This window comes from Chloroflexia bacterium SDU3-3, from assembly GCA_009268125.1.
GTDB lineage: Bacteria > Chloroflexota > Chloroflexia > Chloroflexales > Roseiflexaceae > SDU3-3.
The window spans coordinates 216,389-237,652 of record WBOU01000003.1; the positions used below are offsets into that span (position 1 = coordinate 216,389).

16 protein-coding genes are annotated in these 21,264 nt (G+C 66.6%); 12 read left to right on the forward strand and 4 right to left on the reverse strand.

Features of this window, described 5'->3' with window-relative positions; translation table 11 throughout:
- Positions 1-30 precede the first annotated feature (30 nt).
- Positions 31-3,090, reverse strand: coding sequence for an excinuclease ABC subunit UvrA (locus F8S13_06095; protein ID KAB8144441.1), 3,060 nt, complete (start codon positions 3,088-3,090; stop codon positions 31-33).
- Positions 3,091-3,609: 519 nt separating this feature from the next.
- Between F8S13_06095 and F8S13_06100 the strand changes: the two genes are divergently transcribed.
- The 6 genes from F8S13_06100 (at position 3,610) to F8S13_06125 (ending at position 12,745) form a co-directional block, all read left to right on the forward strand.
- Entirely contained in the window at positions 3,610-4,545 is a 936-nt protein-coding gene (locus F8S13_06100; GenBank protein KAB8144442.1) for an ATP-binding cassette domain-containing protein, read from the forward strand.
- 15 nt (positions 4,546-4,560) lie between these two features.
- Positions 4,561-5,313: an ABC transporter gene (locus F8S13_06105; protein KAB8144443.1), complete on the forward strand. Its 753-nt coding sequence runs from the start codon at positions 4,561-4,563 to the stop codon at positions 5,311-5,313.
- A 315-nt stretch (positions 5,314-5,628) separates the two neighbouring features.
- Positions 5,629-7,161 carry a hypothetical protein gene (locus F8S13_06110; protein KAB8144444.1) on the forward strand — a complete coding sequence of 511 codons (1,533 nt, stop codon included), beginning with the start codon at positions 5,629-5,631 and terminating at the stop codon, positions 7,159-7,161.
- A 45-nt stretch (positions 7,162-7,206) separates the two neighbouring features.
- Positions 7,207-10,131 (forward strand): GAF domain-containing protein, encoded by a 2,925-nt coding sequence (locus F8S13_06115; GenBank protein ID KAB8144445.1) that lies wholly within the window; start codon positions 7,207-7,209, stop codon positions 10,129-10,131.
- Positions 10,132-10,155: 24 nt separating this feature from the next.
- On the forward strand, positions 10,156-11,157 hold the full coding sequence (gene pyrC / locus F8S13_06120) for a dihydroorotase (GenBank protein ID KAB8144446.1): 1,002 nt from the start codon (positions 10,156-10,158) through the stop codon (positions 11,155-11,157).
- Between the two features lie 193 nt (positions 11,158-11,350).
- Positions 11,351-12,745: a sodium-dependent transporter gene (locus tag F8S13_06125; protein ID KAB8144447.1), complete on the forward strand. Its 1,395-nt coding sequence runs from the start codon at positions 11,351-11,353 to the stop codon at positions 12,743-12,745.
- Positions 12,746-12,818: 73 nt separating this feature from the next.
- Here the strand turns inward: F8S13_06125 and F8S13_06130 are convergent, their stop codons facing one another.
- Entirely contained in the window at positions 12,819-13,892 is a 1,074-nt protein-coding gene (locus F8S13_06130) for an NADH:flavin oxidoreductase/NADH oxidase (protein ID KAB8144448.1), read from the reverse strand.
- A 754-nt stretch (positions 13,893-14,646) separates the two neighbouring features.
- On the opposite strand from F8S13_06130, the gene F8S13_06135 reads away from it, so the two are divergent.
- Positions 14,647-14,901, forward strand: a complete 255-nt coding sequence (locus F8S13_06135; GenBank protein KAB8144449.1) for a YkgJ family cysteine cluster protein — start codon at positions 14,647-14,649, stop codon at positions 14,899-14,901.
- 425 nt (positions 14,902-15,326) lie between these two features.
- Positions 15,327-15,977, forward strand: coding sequence for a GNAT family N-acetyltransferase (locus tag F8S13_06140; protein KAB8144450.1), 651 nt, complete (start codon positions 15,327-15,329; stop codon positions 15,975-15,977).
- Positions 15,978-16,041: 64 nt separating this feature from the next.
- Here F8S13_06140 and serC read toward each other — a convergent pair whose 3' ends face one another.
- Entirely contained in the window at positions 16,042-17,127 is a 1,086-nt protein-coding gene (gene serC / locus F8S13_06145; GenBank protein KAB8144451.1) for a 3-phosphoserine/phosphohydroxythreonine transaminase, read from the reverse strand.
- 40 nt (positions 17,128-17,167) lie between these two features.
- Here serC and F8S13_06150 point away from each other — a divergent pair, with 40 nt between their 5' ends.
- From F8S13_06150 to F8S13_06165, 4 genes are read left to right on the forward strand one after another with little or no spacing between them, the layout of a single operon-like run.
- Positions 17,168-18,013, forward strand: a complete 846-nt coding sequence (locus F8S13_06150; GenBank protein ID KAB8144452.1) for a GNAT family N-acetyltransferase — start codon at positions 17,168-17,170, stop codon at positions 18,011-18,013.
- Positions 18,014-18,023: 10 nt separating this feature from the next.
- A complete protein-coding gene (locus F8S13_06155; protein ID KAB8144453.1) occupies positions 18,024-18,422 on the forward strand; it encodes a GNAT family N-acetyltransferase in 399 nt (132 codons plus the stop codon).
- A gap of 51 nt (positions 18,423-18,473) precedes the next feature.
- Positions 18,474-19,268, forward strand: a complete 795-nt coding sequence (locus F8S13_06160; GenBank protein ID KAB8144454.1) for a zinc dependent phospholipase C family protein — start codon at positions 18,474-18,476, stop codon at positions 19,266-19,268.
- Between the two features lie 15 nt (positions 19,269-19,283).
- A complete protein-coding gene (locus F8S13_06165) occupies positions 19,284-20,027 on the forward strand; it encodes a DUF4279 domain-containing protein (protein ID KAB8144455.1) in 744 nt (247 codons plus the stop codon).
- A 166-nt stretch (positions 20,028-20,193) separates the two neighbouring features.
- On the opposite strand, the gene F8S13_06170 is transcribed toward F8S13_06165, so the two are convergent.
- Positions 20,194-20,832: a LamG domain-containing protein gene (locus F8S13_06170; GenBank protein ID KAB8144456.1), complete on the reverse strand. Its 639-nt coding sequence runs from the start codon at positions 20,830-20,832 to the stop codon at positions 20,194-20,196.
- Positions 20,833-21,264 lie beyond the last annotated feature (432 nt).

The following is a 21,264-nucleotide window of genomic DNA, read 5'->3' on the forward strand; positions in this document are numbered from 1 at the left end:
CGCGCCTTCGCGTCTTCGTGGTATTCGTTCTTAGTCCGCCGCCTGCGAGACAAACTGCGGCAGCAGCTCGCGCAGGAACGAGCCGGTGTGCGATCTGTCGACCAGCGCCACCTCCTCGGGGGTGCCGCAGGCGATCATCTGGCCGCCGCCCGCGCCGCCCTCCGGCCCCATGTCGATCACCCAGTCGGCGGTCTTGATCACGTCTAGGTTGTGCTCGATCACCAGCACGGTGTTGCCCGCCTCCACCAGGCGGTGCAGCACGCTCAGCAGGCGCTGCACATCGGCGAAGTGCAGGCCGGTGGTCGGCTCATCCAAGATGTAGATAGTGCGACCTGTGGCCACGCGGGCCAGCTCCTTGGCCAGCTTCACGCGCTGGGCCTCGCCGCCGGAGAGCGTGGTGGCCGCCTGCCCAAGCGCGATGTAGTCCAGGCCCACGTCGTGCAGGGTCTGCAGGATGCGGCGGATGCGCGGCTGGGCGTCGAAGAACTCCAGCGCGGTCTGCACGTCCATCTCCAGCACGTCGGAGATCGACTTGCCCTTGTACTTCACCTGCAGCGTCTCGCGGTTGTAGCGCTTGCCCTTGCACACATCGCAGCGCACCCAGACATCGGCCAGGAACTGCATGTCGATGCGCTTCTCGCCATTGCCCTCGCAGGCCTCGCAGCGCCCGCCCTTCAGATTGAAGGAGAAGCGGCCCGACTCGTAGCCACGGATCTTGGCCTCGTTGGTCTGGGAGAACAGCTCGCGGATGAGGTCGAACAGCTTCACGTAGGTGGCCGGGTTGGATCGCGGCGTGCGCCCGATCGGCTGCTGGTCGATATCGATTACCTTGTCCAGGTGCTCCAGGCCGTCGAGCAGGCGGAACGGCCCGGGCTTGTGCTGGGCCTTGTTCAGGCGGTTGGCCAGCGCGGGGAAGAGCGTCTCGGTGATCAGCGAGGACTTGCCCGAGCCAGAGACGCCCGTGACGGCCACGAAGGTGCCCAGCGGGAAGCGGGCGGTCACATCGCGCAGGTTATTCATGGATGCGCCCTCAAGCTCCATCCAGTGGATGCCCTCGGCCTTGGTGGCCTTGGCGATCTTGGTGCCGGGAGCGTAGCTGTAGCGCTTGCGCATGTCCTTGGTGCGCTCGTCGCTCACGATCAGGCGGCGCTGCTGGGGCACCGCGATCTCAAGCCGGCCCGAGAGGTACTGGCCGGTGAGCGAGCCGGTGCGGCCCACGTGGTCGGGCGTGCCCGCCGCCACCACCTCGCCGCCCTTCACGCCCGCGCCGGGGCCGAAGTCCACCAGCCAGTCGGCGGCCTGCATCGTCTCCAGGTCGTGCTCGACCACGATCACGGTGTTGCCCAGGTCGCGCAGCTTCAGCAGCGTGTCGAGCAGCTTGCGGTTGTCGCGCTGGTGCAGGCCGATGGATGGCTCGTCGAGGATGTACATCACGCCCACCAGGCCCGAGCCGATCTGCGAGGCCAGACGGATGCGCTGGGCCTCGCCGCCGGAGAGCGTAGGGGCGGCGCGGTGCATCGACAGGTAGTGCAGGCCCACGTTCAGCAGGAAGCCCAGGCGGTCGCGGATCTCCTTCAGCACATCGGCCACGATCTCCAGCTGGTAGGCCGAAAGGATGGGCTGGCTGCCCGCGCCGCCGGAGAGCGCCATAGCCCAGTCGTGCGACTGCTGGATGTTCATCTCGCAGACGTCGTAGACCGAGCGCCCGTCGATCTTCACCGCCAGCGTCTCGGGGCGCAGGCGCGCGCCCTTGCAGTCGGGGCAGGGCTGCTCGCTCATGTACTGCAGGTAGTACTCGCGGGCGTTGTCGCTGCCGGTCTGCACGAAGCGGCGGTTGATCTCCTTGGCCAGGCCCTCCCAGGGGCGCTGCACCTCGCCGTGCGAGCCGCGCAGGTCGTCGTGCCAGGCGAAGCGGATGCGCTCCTTGCCGCTGCCGTAGATGATGATGTCGCGGTCCATCTGGCGCAGCTGCTCCCAGGGCGTATCGAGGCTGAAGCCGTAGTGCTGGCCGATGGCCAGCAGGCAGCGGTAGGCCCACGAGTCGGTCTTCTTGCGCAGCTCGCCCCAGTAGGGCACCGCGCCATCGTGCAGCGAGAGCGCGGGGTTGGGCACCAGCAGCGCGGGGTCCAGCTCCAGCCGGGTGCCCAGGCCCGAGCATGTGGGGCACGCGCCCTGCGGGTTGTTGAACGAGAACATCTGGGGGGCCAGCTCGGGGAAGGAGATACCGCAGTGGGTGCAGGTGTTCGCCTCGGTCATCAGCCACTCCTCGGGCTTCTGGCCATCCTGGCCCTCCTGGAAGGCGATCACGCACTGGCTCTCGCCCAGGCGCAGCGACTGCTCGACTGCGTCGGTCAGGCGGGTCACAAACGCGCCCCAGTCATCCTGCGCGGCCTCCTGGGCCTTGCCCACCGGACCGCTGGCCTGGGCGGGCGCGGCGCTGGCCGTGGCGCGGTCGGGCATGGCCAGGCGGTCGACCACTACCTCGATCGAGTGCTTGACCTTCTTGTTGAGCTTGATCTCCTGGTCGAGGCCCATGATCTCGCCGTCGACGCGCACGCGCGAGAAGCCATCGGCCTTGGCCTCGGCGAACACATCCTTGTACTCGCCCTTGCGGCGCGAGACCAGCGGGGCCAGCACCATAAAGCGCGACCCGGCGGGCAGCGTCAGCACGCGGTTCACCATCTGCTCGGCGCTCTGCGAGGCCACCGGGCGGCCGCACTGGTGGCAGTGCTGGGTGCCCACGCGGGCGAACAGCAGGCGCAGGTAGTCGTAGACCTCGGTCACGGTGCCGACGGTGGAGCGGGGGTTCTTGGATGCGCTCTTCTGCTCGATCGCGATCGCGGGCGACAGGCCGCCGATGTAGTCGACCTTGGGCTTCTCCATCTGGCCCAGGAACTGGCGGGCGTAGGCCGAGAGCGACTCGACGTAGCGGCGCTGGCCCTCGGCGTACAGCGTGTCGAACGCCAGCGACGACTTGCCCGACCCCGAGACACCGGTGAGCACCACCAGCTTGTCGCGGGGGATGTCCAGGTCCACGCCGCGCAGGTTGTGCTCGCGCGCGCCCTTGATAACGATCGTATCCTTCGCCATAGCGCGTTTATCCTCTTCCAAGCAGCAAAAACACCGCCAGAGACTGCGGTCCTTCGTTCTGGCGGCGCTGCATTCACATGGGGTAATCGAACGTACGTGCGGGCATTGTACCATCTGCGATGGCCGAGCGTCAACGAACAGATATACGAAAAATGGCGGATTGCGGATGGCTGATCATACGCGGGGCAGGGCCTATGCGTTCTTGGCAGACCGCAGATTTTTACCACCAAGACTCCAAGACACCAAGGAAAACGGGAACAAATAACCACAAAGATGCAGAGCTTGAAGGAAAACAGCGATTCATCACCGAAAAGCCAAGATGCGACAGGGCATGCGGCAGAACGCATACACCCTACGAGCAGAACGGGTGATCAAACTCTCACCATACCTATAGATACCGCGCCGCAGGCGTGATCGTGAAATATGCTACAATTCTCAGCACGACCTTTCTTACGGGCGATGGCAAGCGCGCCGCAGCCCCATATCACTGATACCCGAGGCCCCCTCGTGGCGGACTACATGATCGAGGCGAAAGCCCTCAGCAAGCGCTATGATACGGTTGTAGCGCTGGACGGCGTGGATATCTCTGTCGGCACCGGCCAGATCTACGCCCTGCTTGGCCCCAACGGCGCAGGCAAAACCACCACCCTCAGCATCCTCACCACCCTCATCCAGCCCAGCGGCGGCAGCGCCACCATCGGCGGCCACGACATCCTGCGCGCGCCGAACAAGGTGCGCCAGATGATCGGCGTGACGTTTCAGGACATCGTGCTCGACCCCGATCTGACCGGGCGCGAGGTGCTGGATGTGCACGGCCAGCTCTACCAGATCCCCGCCGCCCAGCGCCGCGCGCGCATCGCCGAGCTGGCCGAGCTGGTGCAGCTCTCCGACGCGCTGGGCCGCATGGTCAAGACCTACTCGGGCGGCATGAAGCGGCGGCTGGAGCTGGCGCGCGGCCTGATGACCAAGCCCAGCCTGCTGTTCCTCGACGAGCCGACCCAGGGCCTCGACCCGCAGAACCGCGTGGCGATCTGGGATCACATCCGCACCCTCAACCAGCAGGAGGGCCTGACCCTGCTGCTCACCACCCACTACATGGATGAGGCCGAGGCCCTGGCGGGCCGCGTGGGCATCATCGACCACGGCAAGATGGCCGCCGAGGGCAGCCCGGCTGAGCTAGTGGCAGGCATGGGGTCGGATGTGGTGCGGATCGTGGGGCGGGGCGACAGCTCGCACTTCCTGGAAAACCTGAACGCGCTGCCGTATATCGACGCCGTGAGCTACAGCCCCGAGGACCGCGTCATCCAGATCGGGGTGGACAGCGGCAGCCAGCGGCTGGCCGAGATCATCGCGCAGGCGGGCGGCAACGGCTACCGCATCGACGATGTGATGATCGCCCGGCCCTCGCTCGGCGATGTGTTTCTGAAGTACACCGGGCGCGCGCTGCGCGACTAGAGCATAAGAGAGCCTATGAACGCAACCATTACGATCTGGGCCAAGCACATGCGGAAGTTCTTCCGCAGCCGCGAGGAGCTTGGCGGCCTGCTCATCCAGCCCATGCTGTGGGTCGCGCTGTTCGGCGTGGGTATGGGGTCTATTCTCAGCAGCGCGGGCAACCCCAACTATATGTCGTTCCTGCTGCCGGGCATCCTGGCGCTCACCGCGCTGGGCGGCGCGGCGGGCGGCGGCATCATCCTGCTGGATGAGCGGATACGCGGCATCATGAAAGAGTACCTGGTGGCCCCCATCCCCCGGCTCAGCATCCTGATGGGCAGCGTGGCCAGCACCACCACCAAGGCCCTGTTCCAGGTGGTGATCATCCTAGTGCTGGGGCTGCTGCTGGGCGGGCAGCTCACCGCCAACCCGCTGGGCTGGCTGGGGCTGTTCGTGCTGATCACGCTGTTCTCGGTAGGCTTCGCCGGGCTGGCGCTGGCGGTGGCCAGCAAGTCGCGCAGCATCATGGGCTACCACGGCATGCTGTTCCTGTTCAACCTGCCGCTGCTGTTCGCCTCCAACGCGCTCTACCCGCTGAAGCAGCTGCCCGCCTGGATCAACGTGGTGGCCATGCTCAACCCCACCACCTACCTGATCGATGCGGCGCGCGCGGTGGCATTCAACGGCGCAGCCACCATCCCGCTGGGCGTCTCGTTCGCCGTCCTGCTGGTGCTTGCAGTCGGCGGCATGTGGCTGGCGCTGGCCTCGTTCCGCAGCACCATCCGGTAGATACCGCCGCGCAGCCCGCACCCCCATGCCGCAGCGCCTATCGCTGCGGCATTTTCGCCCCATGTGCCGCTCTGGGCACATGGGGCGCGGTTTCGCTCTGCGGGAATCTGCCCTTGTGGCAGCAGCGGGGCAGGCGGCGGGCAGCACACAAAAGTGTAAAAAATGGTAAGATGGTGAATCAGAACTGAAAACATCCCAGGGTAGCCCTGCCGCATGCGATGTTCTTGGCGTATACTACCAACACGCCACACCATCGACGCTGCAACCGATACCCACCGCGCAGCCTAGCTGCACCAACCAGCAGGGTATAGCAACGTGCAAAACTACCACGAACAACCCAAGGCCATCCGCACCCAGCTTGGGTCACGCCTATGGCCCCAGATCGCCCCTGCGGTAGCCGCGCTGCTCTGCCTCAGCTGGTTTTTTCTCAGCATCACCCCGCTGCCCCCGAATGATCTGTGGTGGCACATGGCGGCTGGCCGCACCATGCTGCACGAGGGCGCGCTGCTGACCCAGAACCGCTGGTCGTACGCGCTGCCCGCCGACGCCCCCTATATCTACCAGAGCTGGCTGAGCGAGATCGCCATGTACCTGCTGTGGCGGGTGGGCGATGTGCCCATGCTGTCGCTTGCCCGCATGCTGCTGATCACCGCCAGCTACGGGCTGGTGGCCTGGCACGCGGCCCGCCACACCGGCAGCGGCAAGGCAGCGGCGGCGGCGCTGCTGCTGGCCATCCTGGCGGGGTGGAGCAACTGGACGCTGCGACCGCAGACCTTCGCGCTGCTGGCCGGGGCCGCCTTCGCTGTGGCGCTGGGCGAGTTCTTGGATGGCAGGCTCGCGCCCCGCGCGCTGCTGGTGGCGCTGCCGCTGCTGATGGCGCTGTGGGTGAACCTGCACGGGTCGTTTGTGCTGGGCATCGCACTGGTGGTGCTGGCGCTGGCGGGGGCCGCCGCCCAGCGCGCCCAGGGCGGCGCGAGCGCCTCGCTGCGCACCCTGGGCGCGGCCAGCGCGCTCACGGCGGGCGCGGCGCTGCTCAACCCGCTGGGCATCGGCATCTTCGCCTACGTGCGCAGCATGCTGGGCAACGCCCCGCTGCAGAAATGGTTTGTCGAGTGGCAGTCGCCCAAGCCATCGCTCAACCTGCTCGACACCAGCTGCTGGTTCTTCCTGATCGTGCTGCTGATCACCGCGCTGATGGCGCTGGGGCCAAAGCGCCCTAGCGTCACCGCCGTGCTGTGGTACTGCGCGCTGGCCTGGCTGGCCTTCGGCGGGGTGCGCTACATCATGTGGTTCGCGCTGCTGATCATGCCGCTGATCGCCCAGCAGATCGCCCCGCACCTGACGCCCGATCGCCCACGGCCGCTTCACCCCGCCGCGCTGGCAGCCATCGCGCTAGTGGGCATCATCGGCCTGCCCTGGCTGCAGATCAACACGCTGATCGGCGCGGGCGGGTCGACCCTGTTCGCAAGCCAGGGCAGCTACCGCACCCTGATGGCCGACACCACCCCGATCGGCGCGGGCGAGTGGCTCGCCCAGAACCCACCATCCAGCGGGCGGATGTGGACCAACATCACCTACGCCAGCTACCTTGAGTGGCGCACGCCCGACATCCCGCAGTTCACCGATCTGCGCGTCGAGCTGTTCCCGACCGACACATGGGAGCAGAGCTTCGCCATCGCGGGGGCGAAAGATGAGGGCATGGCGCTGATCGACCGCTGGCAGATCACCACGCTGCTGCTCGACCGCCGCCGCGACACCAAGCTGCTCGCGCGCATCTCATCCGATCCGGGCTGGTGCCAGCGCTACGCCGACCGCGACGCCCAGATCTTTCAGCGCTGCACCAGCTGATGCAGCCTACCGAGCGCAGCCATATGCCGCGCAGGCAACAACACTATGATAGAACCAGCCCACATCCTGATCGTCGATGACGACATCGGCATCCGGCGGATGCTGCAGCTGCTGCTGCACGACGCGGGCTACCGCGTCTCTACCGCCGACAGCGGCGAGGAGGCGCTCGCCTACCTGGAGCTGGTGACCCCCGACCTGATCTTGCTCGACCTGATGCTGCCGGGCCTGAGCGGCAACGATGTGGCCCGCCAGATCAAGGCCCACCCCACCTGGCCCTTCATCCCGATCATCCTGATCACCGCCCGCAGCGACTCGCGCACCAAGGTGAGCGGGCTTGACGCCGGGGCCGACGACTTTCTGACCAAGCCGATCGAGTTCGCCGAGCTGCTGGCCCGCGTGCGCGCCCTGCTGCGGCTGCAGCGCGCCCAGCGCTCGCTGCAGGCCGAGCAGCGCAAAACCGAGCTACTGCTGAACCTGACCAGCGAGCTGGGCATATCGCTCGACCTCGACGCGCTGCTCACCCACTTCCTCGAGAAGCTGGGCGACGCGATCGGGGCCGTCCGCGCCAGCGCCATCCTGATCAGCGAAGACCCGCCGCGCTTCTACTCATCCAGCCGCCACCAGGCCGTGCTCAGCATGCAGGATGTGCTCTCGCGCGGGGTGGCTGGCTGGGTGCTGCGCGAAAAGCAGCCGCTGCTGATCGCCGACTGCAGCGAGGATGAGCGCTGGATCGCGTCGGGAAACTACAGCTCGGCGGTGCGCAGCGTGGCCGCCGCCCCGATCATGCGCGACAACCGCGCGCTGGGCGTGATGACCGCCGTCCACCACACGCCCAACCACTTCACCGACGAGCACCTGGCCCTGCTCACCCTGGTGGCGCAGCAGAGCGCCTTCGCGCTGGAGAACGCCGAGCTCTACCACCTGACCCGCAGCCAGAAAGATCTGCTGGAGCGGCGCACCGAGGATCTGCAGCGTCTCAACGAGATCAGCCGCCACCTGAGCGAGCTGATGCAGCCCGAGCTGCTGCTGCGGCTGGTGGCCCACCTGATGCACCACACCTTCCGCTACCCCCAGGTGGTCATCTACCTGCGCGAGGGCGGCAGCCTGCGCGTGCGTGCGATCGCCGGCGGCCTGCTGGATGACCGGCTGCTCGGCTCGACGCTGCCCGCCGACTACGGCGTGCCCGGCTGGGTGGTGCAGAACCAGAAGGTGCTGCGCATCGACCACGCCCCATCCGACCCGCGCTACGCCGCGCTCGGTCAGGGCGGCGCAATCGTGTCCGAGCTGGCAGCCCCGATCTTCGCCGGGCGCGAGTTCTACGGCGTGCTCGAGATCGCCAGCACCGCACAGGGCGCTTTCACGCCAAACGACGAGCAGCTGCTCGATACCCTGGCCACCCAGATCGGCATCGCGCTGGATAACGCGCGCCTGTTCGAGAATGAGAAGCGGCGCGTGCGCCAGCTGGCCCAGGTGAGCGACCTCTCGGTGGCGATCACCGCCCAGCTGGACAGGACGCACAACCTGCAGATCGCCGCCGATGCGCTGCTCACCATCTTTGGCATCGAGCGCAGCGCGATCATTATGTACGACAAGGATCTGCGCCAGGGCTTCTGGGCCACTGGCGGCAGCAGCCCCGCCAGCACGATCGCCTCGGTAAACCAGATCCTCTTCCCGCCCGAGGGCATGAAGATCCACATCACCAGCCCCGTGATCACCACCAGCGTCGCCGAGAACCCGCTGATGCAGCGCTACCTGCCCCTGCTGCAGACCGAGAAGATCGAGGCGCTGGCGATCGCCCCGCTGATGAGCCAGGGCAGCGCGATCGGCGTGGTGACGCTCGACATCAGCAGCCGGGTCGAGCAGTTCGGCCAGGCCGAGCTGACCCTGCTGGCCACGGTGGCCAGCCTGATCGGCCAGGTGGTGGAAAACGACCGGCTCTACCGCGAGGTGGAGGACGAGCGCCGCACGCTCAACGCCGTGCTCGATGGCGCAGCCGACCCCATCCTGCTGATCGGTCCGCACGACCGCCTGCTGCTCTCCAACCGCGCGGCGGCCCACCAGCTGGGCATCAGCAACGCCAACGGCACGCCGATCGCCTCGCTCATCCAGGAGCCAGATCTGCTGCACGCCCTGAGCGGCCCCACCAACGGCCACGGCCCCCACGAGGTGACGCTGGATGAGGCGATCACTTTCTCGATCAGCGTGGCCCAGGTGCAGAATGGCCAGAACAGCGTGCTGGGACGCGTGGCCGTGCTGCAGGATATCACTGCGATAAAAGAGCTGGAGCGCCGCGAGCAGGAGCGGCTGCGCGGCGCGCTGCGGCGCTATGTGTCGCCCCAGGTGGTCGAGCAGATGCTGGCGGGCGGCAACGACTTCGGCACGCCGATGGACCACAATGTGGTGGTGCTATTCGCCGACCTGCGCGGCTACACCGCGCTCACCGAGGGCATCCCCGCCCGCGTGCTGGTGGAGCAGGTGCTCAACCGCTACTTCACCGCCATGACCGAGGTGCTCTACCACTACGAGGGCACGATCGACAAGTTCCTGGGCGATGGGATCATCGGCGTGTTCGGCACACCGATCGCCCACCCCGACGACCTGGAGCGCGCGCTGCGGGCCTCGGTCGATCTGCAGCGCGCCTTCAACCGCCTGCGCGCCGAGTGGTGGCAGCAGCTGCACCTCGACATCGGCATGGGTATCGGCCTAGGCTACGGCCACGCGGTGGTGGGCAACATCGGCTCGGCCCAGCGCACCGACTTCACGCTGGTGGGCGATGTGGTGAATACGGCCAGCAGGCTCTCGGGGCTGGCGCTGGCGGGCCAGATCGTGGTCTCGCACCAGCTGATCGATGCCTTGCCCGAGCACACCGAGCTGCCCTTTGGCATGCGCGAGCTTGGCCGCATCCCGCTGAAGGGCAAGCAGGATCCGCACCAGATCTACGAGATCGAGTATGAGGAAAAGCAGATCTGAAAGCGAAAGTATACAGCACGATCTATGTCTCACCCAACTGAGGTTACGCTCGACACGCCGCTGGACATGCACCTGCACCTGCGCGAGGGCACGATGCTGGAGACCGTGGCCCCGCTGAGCGCCGCACCCTTCGCCGGTGCGGTGATCATGCCCAACCTGGTGCCGCCGGTCGACTCGCTCGCGCGGCTCCAGTGGTACCGTGGCGAGATCGCGCGGGCCATCGGCGCACACCAGTTCACCCCGCTGATGGCGCTGTTCTTCCGCAGCTACACCGAGCACGAGCTGGCCGAGGCCAAGCCGCACATCATCGGCATCAAGCTCTACCCGGCAGGCGTGACCACCAACAGCGCGGGCGGCGTGGCCAACATCGACGCGGCGCGCGACACGCTGGCGGCCATGGAGCGGCTGGGCATCCCCCTGCTGGTGCACGGCGAGACCCACGGCTTCGTGCTCGACCGCGAGGTCGAGTTCCTGCCGATCTACGACCGGCTAGCCCGCGATTTCCCCCGCCTCACGATCATCATGGAGCACATCACCACGCGGCAGGCCGCCGATTTCCTGGCCGAGCACCCCAACGTCTACGCCACCGTCACGCTGCACCACCTGCAGATCACGCTGAACGACATGGCGGGCGGGCTGCTCAACCCGCACCTGTTCTGCAAGCCGATCGCCAAGCGCCCCGAGGACCGCGAGGCCCTGCTGGAGCTGGCGCTGCAGGCCCACCCCAAGCTCATGTTCGGCAGCGACTCGGCTCCCCACCCCACCGAGGCCAAGGAGTGCGCGGGCTGCGCGGCGGGCGTGTTCAGCGCACCGGTGGCGCTGCCCATGCTGATCGAGCTGTTCGCGCAGCACGGCGCGCTCGCCCGGCTGCAGGCCTTCGTCTCCGACAACGCGCGGCGGATCTACGGCATCAACCCGCCGCAGAAGCTGGTGCGCTTCGCCCGCCAGCACTGGCAGGTGCCTGCCCGCTATGGCGCGGTGGTGCCCTACTGCGCCGGGCAGCAGCTCGGCTGGCAGCAGCAGTAGAAAGAAACTGCGGCGCGCAGTTATCACTCAATAACACTGTAAGCTGGCAGCAGCAGTAGAAAGAAACTGCGGCGCGCAGTTATCACTCAATAACACTGTAAGGCGGCTGGCTCTGGTAGGATAGACGGGGCGAGACGGTGAAACATCTCGCCTCGTCGGATCGATGACGATACAGACCGGAGCCAGCACACGTATGACAACTCGCACCAGCGCTAGCGCGGATGTTCGCGCCAGCACCACCGCCCCAGAGTCCCGCGCCACCTTCACCTCGCACCTGGGCGTAATCGCCGCCACCCTCGGATCGGCCATTGGCCTCGGCAACATCTGGAAGTTCCCCTCGCTCACCGGCACCAACGGCGGCGCGGCCTTCCTGATCACCTACCTGTTCGCCACGCTGCTGGTGGGCCTGCCCGTGATGATCGCCGAGATCAGCATCGGGCGCACCATCCGCGCCGACCCCATCACTGGGCTGCGCAGGCTGGCCCCCAGGCAGGTGTGGTGGGTGATCGGCGCGATGGGCATCGTCTCGTCGTTCCTGATCATGGCCTTCTACACCGAGGTGGTGGGCTGGGTGCTGGCCTTCATCGTGGCCGCCGCCACCGGCCAGCTGCAGACGACCAGCCCGGAGACACTGGGCGCGCACTTCGCCCAACAGATCGGCGACCCCGCGCAGTCCATCCTCTGGCAGTGGGTGGTGCTGGCGATCGTCAGCGGCATCATCGCGTTTGGCGTCACCAAGGGCATCGAGGCCACCACCAAGCGGCTGCTGCCCATCCTGTTTGGCCTGCTGGTGCTGATCGGCATCCGCAGCCTGATGCTGCCCGGCGCTGGGCAGGGGCTGGCCTTCCTGTTCGTGCCCGACTTCAGCAAGGTGACGCCCGCCGTCATCCTGGCGGCGCTGGGACTGGCCTTCTTCAAGCTCTCGCTGGGCATGGGCGCGATGATGACCTACGGCAGCTATTTCCGCAACGATCAGAACATCCCCGGCACCGCCACCCGCGTGATGCTGGCCGATCTGCTGGTCTCGCTGCTGGCGGGCGTGGCGATCTTCCCGGCGGTGTTCAGCTTCGGGTTCGAGCCGCAGGCCGGGCCAGCGCTGCTGTTCATCACGCTGCCCGCCGTGTTCGCGGCCATCCCCTTCGGCCAGGTGCTGCTGGTGCTGTTCTTCGTGCTGGCCGCGATCGCCGCCGTGGGCGCGATGCTCTCGATGATCGAGGTGCCGATCACCTCGCTGATGGGTATGCTGGGCTGGGATCGCCGCCGCGCCACCGTGGCCACGCTGGTGGGGCTGGTGCTGTTCGGCGCACCGGCGGCGCTCTCCAACAGCGTGCTGGCCAACGCCAAGCTGTTTGGCAAGACGCCCTTCGACCTCTACGACTTCCTCACCTCGAACCTGCTGCTGCCGCTGGGCGGCCTGCTGATCTGCGTGTTCGTGGGCTGGTTCTGGGGCCTCGACCAGTTCGCCGCCGCGCTGGGCAACCCGCCCGGGCAGCCGAGCGCGCTCACCAAGGCGCTGTTTGTGCTGCTGCGGTTTGTCTCGCCCATCCTGCTGGTGATCGTGCTGATCAACGGGCTGATACCAGCCTAACTTCCACCCCATGGCAAAAGCGGCCTGGGAAATGCTCCCAGGCCGCTTTTGCTCTACCGCATCGCGCCGGGCGCTAGGCCTTGGGCGGGTAGGCGCGCTCGTACTGCGGCGGCACCGGCACCGGCTGGCCCAGCGCCACCGCCGCCCGCAGCGGCCAGTGCGGGTCGCGCAGCAGCTCGCGGGCCAGCAGCACCATATCGGCCTGGCCCTCGCGCACGATGGCGTCGGCCTGTTCGGGCGCGGTGATCAGGCCCACGGCGGCGGTGGGCAGCCCCGACTCGCGGCGCACCTGCGCGGCCAGCGGCACCTGGTAGCCGGGGCCAACCGGGATGGCGGCCCGCGCCACGTTCCCGCCCGAGCTGACGTCGATCAGATCCACGCCCTCGTCGGCCAGCCGCCGCGACAGCGCCGCCGTCTCCTCCACATTCCAGCCGCCCTCCACCCAGTCGGTGCCCGAGAAGCGCACCAGCAGCGGCAGCTCCTCCGGCCAGACCTGGCGGATGGCCCGCGCCACCTCGACCACGATCCGCCCGCGATTCTCCAGGCTGCCGCCGTAGGCGTCGCTGCGCTGGTTGGAGATAGGCGAGAGGAAGTTGTGCAGCAGGTAGCCGTGGGCGGCGTGGATCTCGACCACCTGGAAGCCCGCCGCCAGCGAGCGGGCGGCGGCGGCGCGGAACGCGGCCACCAGCTGGCCGATCTCCTCCACGCTCAGCGCGTGGGGCGTGCGGTAGCCATCCGCAAACGGGATGGCGCTGGCGCTGACCACCGGCCAGCCGCCCTGCTCGTCGCTCAAGGGCTTGCCGCCATCCCAGGGGCGGGCGGTGCCCGCCTTGCGGCCAGCATGGGCCAGCTGGATGCCCGGCGTGGCCCCCTGCGAGCGCAGGAAGGCCGTGATGCGGGCCAGCGGCTCGATCTGCGCGTCGTCCCATAGGCCCAGGTCGCTGGGCGAGATCCGCCCGTGCGCCTCGACCGCCGTGGCCTCGGAGATGATCAGGCCCGCGCCGCCCGCCGCGTACGAGCCGAGGTGCGCCAGGTGCCAGTCGTTCGCAAAGCCATCCTGCGCGCTGTACTGGCACATCGGCGCGACGCCCACGCGGTTGCGCAGCGTGATGCCGCGAAGGGTGAGCGGGGTGAAAAGGTGTGTCATATGCTCTCTATCCTCTATCGCTCCATGACAAAGAGGCCAACGGGGGTGCCCGCCGCTGGCATAGATTCTGGACTTCGTTGGTCAGATTTATCTAGTACTGGGTATTGTACCGCAGAAGCTCAGCCGTTGTCGAGCGGCCAGAGGATGAGGTTTTGCCGCGCCACCATGGGCGAGCGCATGGGCAAAGAGCGCAGAGCGCCCTGGCAAGCCCTACGCCCAACGCCCGTTGCTGGCCTGCCGCGCCTAGGAATAATGCTCGCTGCTGTTGGTGGCGCTCACGATCTCGCCGCTGCGGGTGAGCAGCAGTCGGCAGGTGTTGCGCAGCTCGCAGCGCACGCTGCAGCGCCCCGAGGCCGACATCTCTGCCGACACGCCAAAAGGGCACTCCTTCGCCAGGCACCCCTCAATATTCACAGCGTAGCGCGGGCCGCCAGCGGGGCCATCCAGCTGCCGCAGCCGCATAGAGGCACTGATAAGATCGGGGCGCTGCTCTTGGGTGAATGCGCGCGCAATTCGCAACATTGGATGGACACGTTTCCTGCGTGGCATTGCTTGTACCTCCCGCATCACAGCCACTTGACGAGTGGAACCTTCCGCTATTCGTGAAAGTTCTCACACGTACATTATGCCAATTTCCAGCCGAAACAATGTGAAAAAAGCCGCCACGTTCTGTTATCATCCAACTACTATTTCTTTTGGGGCAGGATCGCCGATCACAGGCGTGTGATCGGCTGCGCCACGCATGGAGAGCGCTATGGAATGTCGTATCGGCTGTGGCGCGTGCTGCATCGCGCCCTCGATCTCCTCGCCCATCCCAGGGATGCCGGACGGCAAGCCAGCCGGGGTGCGCTGCATCCAGCTGAGCGAGGACAACCGCTGCCGCCTGTTCGGGCGGCCCGAGCGCCCGGCGGTGTGCGGCAGCTTCCGCCCGTCCCCCGAGACATGCGGCGCGACCGACGCCGAGGCGCTGGCCACGCTGACCCTGATGGAGCGCGCGACCGCCCCGTAGCGGCCGATGTTCGTGCATATGGCCAGTTTGCACAAGTAGCGCCTTCGCGACATGGGCCGGGTGGCAACATAGGCAATGCCACGCCAGCAATGTCATCATTGGCGTAGGGGCGGGGCATTGCGGCCATCAGGTCGGGGGCCATGTCGGCAATGCGTGATCATCGCCAGCCCATCCGACCGATCGGATGAGGCTGGCCGCACCACCGCTCGTCACTTTCTCTTCGCCTTCGTGCCATCGCGTCTTCGTGGTAAATGGAATCTTGTGTTCCTTGGTGTCTTGGCGTCTTGGTGGTAAAACGTTCTGCCGAACAAGAACGCATAGGCCCCACAGCCGCCGAGCGAGGAGATTGACGCCCCCCAAGCTGTCAGGTAGAATGGCGGCCATATGGGCTGGCCTGCCAGCCGAATAGAAAGCGCCCCTAGCCTATGGCTTTTACGCAGTCGCAACCACCCGCGCCGCTCACCGTCGAGATCCGCCCGGCCCACATGTCCGATATCTACCCCATCCTCCAGCTCCACCGCGAGGCCTTCGCCGACAAATTCGGGGCAGCGTTTGGCAGCCACGGCCACGACCGCGGTGTCGAGGCGCTGGCCGAGGCCTGGCGGCGGCAGGGCCACGGGGCGCTGCGCGGCATGCTGGTGGCCGTGGCCGAGGGCCAGGTGATCGGCACCACCACCCTGCGCACCTGGGAGATGGGCGGCGACGACACCACCGCCGCCGAGATGGCCTTCCACCGCGTGCTGGGGCCGTGGGGCGCATTCCGCTCCATCCTCACGCTCTCGCTGCTCGACCACCAGATCGCCCGCGACGAGGGCTACATCACCGATGTGGCCGTGCTGAGCACGCACCGGCGGCACGGCGTGGCCCAGCAGCTGCTGGCCCGCGCCGAGGACGAGGCCCGGCTGCGGCGCAAGCGCAGCGTGACGCTGTATGTGAGCGCGTCCAACCAGGGGGCCATCCAGCTCTACCGCCGCGTGGGCTACGAGCAGGTGCGCGTGCGCCGCTCCATGATGGCGGGGCTGGTGCTGCGCCGCTGGGCCTGGGTGTTTATGCGCAAGCTGGTGGAGGATCTGTAGCGCGGGGAAACGCAGCGCGGCCCCTGCGGCGTCTGCCGCAGGGGCCGCGCGTGGCCAGCGGTGCCTAGCCGTGCTTGTCGGCGAAATCGAGCATTAGGGCGGCCAGAGCCTGCGCGCCCTCTAGCTCCATGGCGTTGTAGAGCGATGCGCGGATGCCGCCCACCGAGCGATGCCCAGCCAGGCCCACCATGCCCGCCGCCACCGACGCCGCCAGGAACTCCTTCTCCAGCTCGGGCGTGGGCAGGCGGAACGCGATGTTCATGGGCGAGCGGAACGCCTTCTCGGCGTGGCCGCGGTAGAACCCGCCCGTGCTGTCGATCGCGTCGTACACCGCCTGGGCCTTGGCGGCGTTGCGCTGGCGCACGGCCTCCAGGCCGCCCAGGTCGGCGATCCAGCCCAGCACCAGATTCAGCACGTACACCGCGAACACCGGCGGCGTGTTGTAGAGCGAGTCGTTCTTGGCGAAGGTCGCGTAGCGGAACATGGTCGGCAGGCTCTTGGGGGCCTCCTCCAGCCAGTCCTCGCGCACCACCACCACCGTCACGCCCGCCGGGCCGAGGTTCTTCTGCGCGCCAGCGTAGATCAGCGAGAACTTGCTGGCATCAAGCGGGGCCGAGAGGATGTCGCTGGACATGTCGGCCACCAGCCGCCGCCCGCCCACATCCGGGATGCTGGGGAACTGCACGCCGTGGATGGTCTCGTTGGTGGTGTAGTGGACATAGGCGCTGTCGTCGCTCAGAGTGATCTCGCCCGCGCTGGGGATGCGGCGGAAGCCACCCTCGGCGGTGGTGGCGGCCACGTGCGCCCCGCCGACCTTCTTGGCCTCCTCGTAGGCCTTCTCCGACCAGGTGCCGGTCACCAGGTAGTCGGCGGTCTTTCCGGCGGGCAGGAAGTTCAGCGGGATGAGCGCGAACTGGCTGCTCGCGCCGCCCTGGATGAACAGCACGCGGTAGCCCTCGCCCACGCCCAGCAGCGCCTTCAGGCGCGACTCGGCCTCGGCGTTGATCGCCTCGTATTCCTTCGCGCGGTGGCTCATCTCAACGATGGACATGCCGCGCCCGTGGTAGTCAAGCAGCTCGGCCTGGACCTGCTCCAGCACCGCGCGCGGCAGAATAGCCGGCCCGGCGTTAAAGTTGTAGACGTTGGACATCGCTCGCAATCCTTTCTGGCGTTCGCCCGTAGTATAGCAGATGTGGCCCGCCCGCCCGACAGCGGCGGCTGGGATAATCCGCCCCCTAGCACCGAGACAAGGAACACCCGTGACCCTCTCCCCCACCGAGCTTTCCCGCCAGTGCGATGAGCACGCCCGCCGCGACGCCGAGCGCAGCCGCGAGGTCTTCGACATCGGCCCCTTCCGCGCCCTGCTCAACCGCAGCGACCCCATGATCTGGCTGAACTACGCCGTGCCGATCGGCCCGTTTGGCACCGATGAGGAGACCGCCGCCGCGCTGGCCCAGCTGCGCGAGGCCTTCGTAGCACGCCAGCGCACGCTGCGCTTCGAGTTCAACGCGCTGCCATGGCCGGGGCTGCCCGAGCTGCTGGCCCGCGAGGGGCTGGAGGTGGTCTACCGCCACCCCGTGATGGTCTGCACCGCCGAGACCTGGCGGGCCTTCGACACGCCTGAGGTAGCTGTGCGCATCCTGGGCGAAGATTCGCCCGAGGCCGACCTGCGCGCCTACCTGACGATCATCCGGCTGGGCTTCGACGACGACAAGCCTGTCAGCCCCGAGGACGTGATCGCCCTGCGCGACCGGCTGCGCAGCGCCAGCAACGTGTCGGCGCTGGCCGCGCTGGGCGGCGAGCCTGCGGGCGTCGGCTCGATCTCGCCAATCGACGGCACCGCCGAGCTTGCGGGCGTGGCCACCCACCCGGCGATGCGACGGCGCGGCGTGGCGGCGGCGCTCAGCAGCTTCCTGATCGGGCACCACTTCGCCCACGGCGGCGACCTGATCTGGCTCTCGGCGGCGGATACGGCGGCGCAGGCGGTGTACCAGAAGGTCGGCTTCAGCGAGATCGACGTGCGGCTGAACTACTAGGGAGGGGAGCATGCTCGGCGCAGATGAGATCGACTACCGCAACAGCCCACCGCTGGAAAGCGCCGCGCTGAACGCGCTGTTCGCGGCATCCTGGCCCGATCACGCCGAGCGCGACTTCCAGCCCATCCTGCGCAGGAGCCTGGCCTACATCTGCGCCTACGCCCAAGCCGATCTGGTCGGCTTCGTCAACATAGCCTGGGATGGCGGGGTCCACGCCTTCCTGCTGGACCCCACCGTGCAGCCCAGCTGGCGGCGGCGCGGCCTGGGGCGCGCGCTGGTGCTGCGCGCCGCCCACGCCGCCCGCGAGCGCGGCGCGCACTGGCTGCACGTGGACTACGAGCCGCACCTGGATGGATTCTACCGCTCGTGCGGCTTCGCCCCTACGCTGGCCGGGCTGATCCGGCTGTAGCAAGCCATGCGCACATAACCGCCGCATCAGGCTACGCTCATTCTCTGCTCGATGGCGCGGTACTATGGTATCCGCATCTGCCTGACGCTAGAGAGGAATGCCATGGGCACCTGGATCTGCCACCTGCGCATCGCCGAGGCGCTGCTGCCCGCCCTGCCCGAGATCGACGCCGCCGCCTTCTGCTTCGGCAACCTCGCCCCCGACTCGGGTGTGCCCAGCGCCGACGGCAGCGCCTACGACCCGCCCAAGGAGGTGACGCACTTCCTAACCCACAGCGGCGAGGACGAGGCCTCCATCCGCGACATGCGCTTCTACCGCGCCTATGTGCGGCGCGGCGCGGGGGCCGAGGCCAGCTTCCTGCTAGGCTACTTCTGCCACCTGCTGTGCGACGGCCTGTGGTCGCGGCGGATCGCGCGGCCCAGCAAGCTGGCCAACGCCGCCCTGTTCCAGCAGGGCGGTGCAGCCGCCTGGGGCGCACTCAAGGGCGACTGGTACGACCTCGACCAGCGCTACGTGCGCGACCACCCGCAGTGTGCCTTCTGGCGCGTGATCGTGCCCGCGCCCAACCCGCCCATGTACGTGCCGCTGGTGCCCTCGGCGGCGCTGCATCGGCAGCTCGACTTCATCCGCCAGTTCTACCAGCACCCCGACCCGCAGCGCCCGCTCGACAGGCGCTACCCCTACCTCAGCCAGCGCACCATGGATCGGTTCGTCGCCGAGAGCGCCGAGGACATCGCACACATCCTCGCGCTGCTGGCCCAGGGCGCGCAGGCCGAGGGCGCGGACACCGCGCTGGCGCTGCTGCCCGCCGAGCGGGTGCGCGCCTACGATGAGCTGGGCGAATAGTTAGGATACTACTCTATGCCACATAACGGTCCGGCATTTCGCTTCGCGGACAGCACCCTTCAGCAGGCCCTGGCCCGCGCCCTGGATGAGGCGGGCCTCGCTACCGATGGCCCGATCACACCCGCCCACGAGCGCATCATCGAGCGCATCGTCAACGCGGCGCTGCCCGACGGCTGGTATATGGCCACGCTCGACCGCCCAGCGCTAGCCGAGCGCTACCGCCGCCTCAAGCGGCGGCTCGGCACGCCCTACGTCGAGTGCACCCGCGATGGCCAGACCACGATCTACCAGCCCATACGCGAGAAGATCTACCACCACGGCGGCATGCCCACCCACGCCGCCCTGATCATCTCCAGCGCGGCGCTAGAGCCAGATGCGATCACGGCGCTGCTGGGGGTGGGGCCAAGCTACACGTGCCACCAGGGCCAGCCGTTCGAGCGCCCACACAGCCTGCGAAGCACAGATGTGCCCGTGAGGCCCAGCCACACCAGCTGGTGGGAGCTTTCCAGCGCGGCCCACGTGGCCTCGAACGACGCCCAGCGCCACATCGCGTGGCTGCTCGCCGCGCTACCCGCCGAGCGCATGGCCACGCTGCCCGCAGGCACCGAGCGGATCATCCAGCTCGACGTGGTGGCGCGGCCAGCGCGGCCAGCGCGGCATCGCTGCCCGGCCCCACGCTGGCCGCGCTGGCCGCGCGGTGCGACCGTGTCGACATCCGCCTGTGGCCCGATGATTTCGTGTAGCATGGCAAACTTTTGAGCGGCAGTGCAGTAGCGCGAAGTCGTATCGAGACTTCTTCCAAAGCATACAAAGGCAACCATTCATCTACGGCCACAACCCACAACACATCGCCGCGACCCATGTTACAAATGGGTCGCGGCGATGTGTTGTGGATAACCTGATAAGGCTAGGAACCCTTATACCCCTACAGCAGTTGGCGCAGATCCTCTCCTGTCAACGCCGAGGTATAGATGCGTAGATTATTGATCTGCCCTGCAAACCACGAGTCGTTATCGCTAGTATCCTCCTTGCGCCCAATCAGGTAGGCGTTGGGACTAGACTTCAGCGTATAGCGGTTGTCGAGTCGCTGGTCGTTGCGGTCAATGGTAGGAGTAGCCCTGCCCATCGACTCGCCATCTAGATAGAGCATGGCAACCGGGGTCTTGCGGTCATCGCCCCAGGTAAAGGTCGCAGCTACATGATGCCACTCCTGCGCACGTACCTCGCGAGTCCCGACTAGGCCCACAAGATCCTGATCGGGAATAGAGCCAGTCGTCGGGAAATCCTTGCGCAGATTCAGGGCAGGCTTGCCGCCGCTGTTGACTGCAAGTAGCATCTGCCAGGCATTCTGGTTACTGCTCCAGTTGCCCAGCAGGATGTTGCGATTCGCGATGCTGTCCAGACGAACCTGTGCAGCAATCGTGAAATCAGTAGCATGCAGGTCCAGCTTTGGTGTGGCCAGGTAGGCACCGCGCGGCAATGCCAAGGTTGCAATGTGCAGCACAAGGGTGTCATTGAGAGATTTCGACATTGATCCACTCCTTTTTGCCATATAGTACGCCATTAGCACTAAAGTGGCACATTTAATCTAACACCCATGTATAATTATACATCGATTCAAATATATTTCAAGATCCATTTTCATTATGACATCAATAAATTACACCGCTTAAAATATTTTATTTTGCATCATAAACATTACTACACACATCATGTTTTTACACAATATTATATTCACTAGAAAATATATTATCATGCTGATAAATGAACAAAAACTGTTTAATATATCTATCCCGTCTAAACCTCAGGCTTACCCTCAACACCTCGTGCGCTTAGAGATGCGCAAGTGTATCTGCCTACCCTGAGCCTGCAATGCCTGCATGCGCGTCACCATCGTTGAACATTTCCCATAAAAAACAACTCCTATCAGAATAATAATATGGCCTATTTACTCAATAATACTTTCTAGCATACGACATGTCGTTTTTATCCTTAT

Excerpts from the sequence above, each read along its gene's own strand:
- F8S13_06095 (KAB8144441.1), bottom strand. The coding sequence starts at position 3,090 with ATGGCGAAGGATACGATCGTTATCAAGGGCGCGCGCGAGCACAACCTG.
- F8S13_06100 (KAB8144442.1), top strand. The coding sequence starts at position 3,610 with ATGATCGAGGCGAAAGCCCTCAGCAAGCGCTATGATACGGTTGTAGCG.
- F8S13_06105 (KAB8144443.1), top strand. The coding sequence starts at position 4,561 with ATGAACGCAACCATTACGATCTGGGCCAAGCACATGCGGAAGTTCTTC.
- F8S13_06115 (KAB8144445.1), top strand. The coding sequence starts at position 7,207 with ATGATAGAACCAGCCCACATCCTGATCGTCGATGACGACATCGGCATC.
- pyrC (KAB8144446.1), top strand. The coding sequence starts at position 10,156 with ATGTCTCACCCAACTGAGGTTACGCTCGACACGCCGCTGGACATGCAC.
- F8S13_06125 (KAB8144447.1), top strand. The coding sequence starts at position 11,351 with ATGACAACTCGCACCAGCGCTAGCGCGGATGTTCGCGCCAGCACCACC.
- F8S13_06130 (KAB8144448.1), bottom strand. The coding sequence starts at position 13,892 with ATGACACACCTTTTCACCCCGCTCACCCTTCGCGGCATCACGCTGCGC.
- F8S13_06135 (KAB8144449.1), top strand. The coding sequence starts at position 14,647 with ATGGAATGTCGTATCGGCTGTGGCGCGTGCTGCATCGCGCCCTCGATC.
- F8S13_06140 (KAB8144450.1), top strand. The coding sequence starts at position 15,327 with ATGGCTTTTACGCAGTCGCAACCACCCGCGCCGCTCACCGTCGAGATC.
- serC (KAB8144451.1), bottom strand. The coding sequence starts at position 17,127 with ATGTCCAACGTCTACAACTTTAACGCCGGGCCGGCTATTCTGCCGCGC.
- F8S13_06150 (KAB8144452.1), top strand. The coding sequence starts at position 17,168 with ATGTGGCCCGCCCGCCCGACAGCGGCGGCTGGGATAATCCGCCCCCTA.
- F8S13_06155 (KAB8144453.1), top strand. The coding sequence starts at position 18,024 with ATGCTCGGCGCAGATGAGATCGACTACCGCAACAGCCCACCGCTGGAA.
- F8S13_06160 (KAB8144454.1), top strand. The coding sequence starts at position 18,474 with ATGGCGCGGTACTATGGTATCCGCATCTGCCTGACGCTAGAGAGGAAT.
- F8S13_06165 (KAB8144455.1), top strand. The coding sequence starts at position 19,284 with ATGCCACATAACGGTCCGGCATTTCGCTTCGCGGACAGCACCCTTCAG.
- F8S13_06170 (KAB8144456.1), bottom strand. The coding sequence starts at position 20,832 with ATGGCGTACTATATGGCAAAAAGGAGTGGATCAATGTCGAAATCTCTC.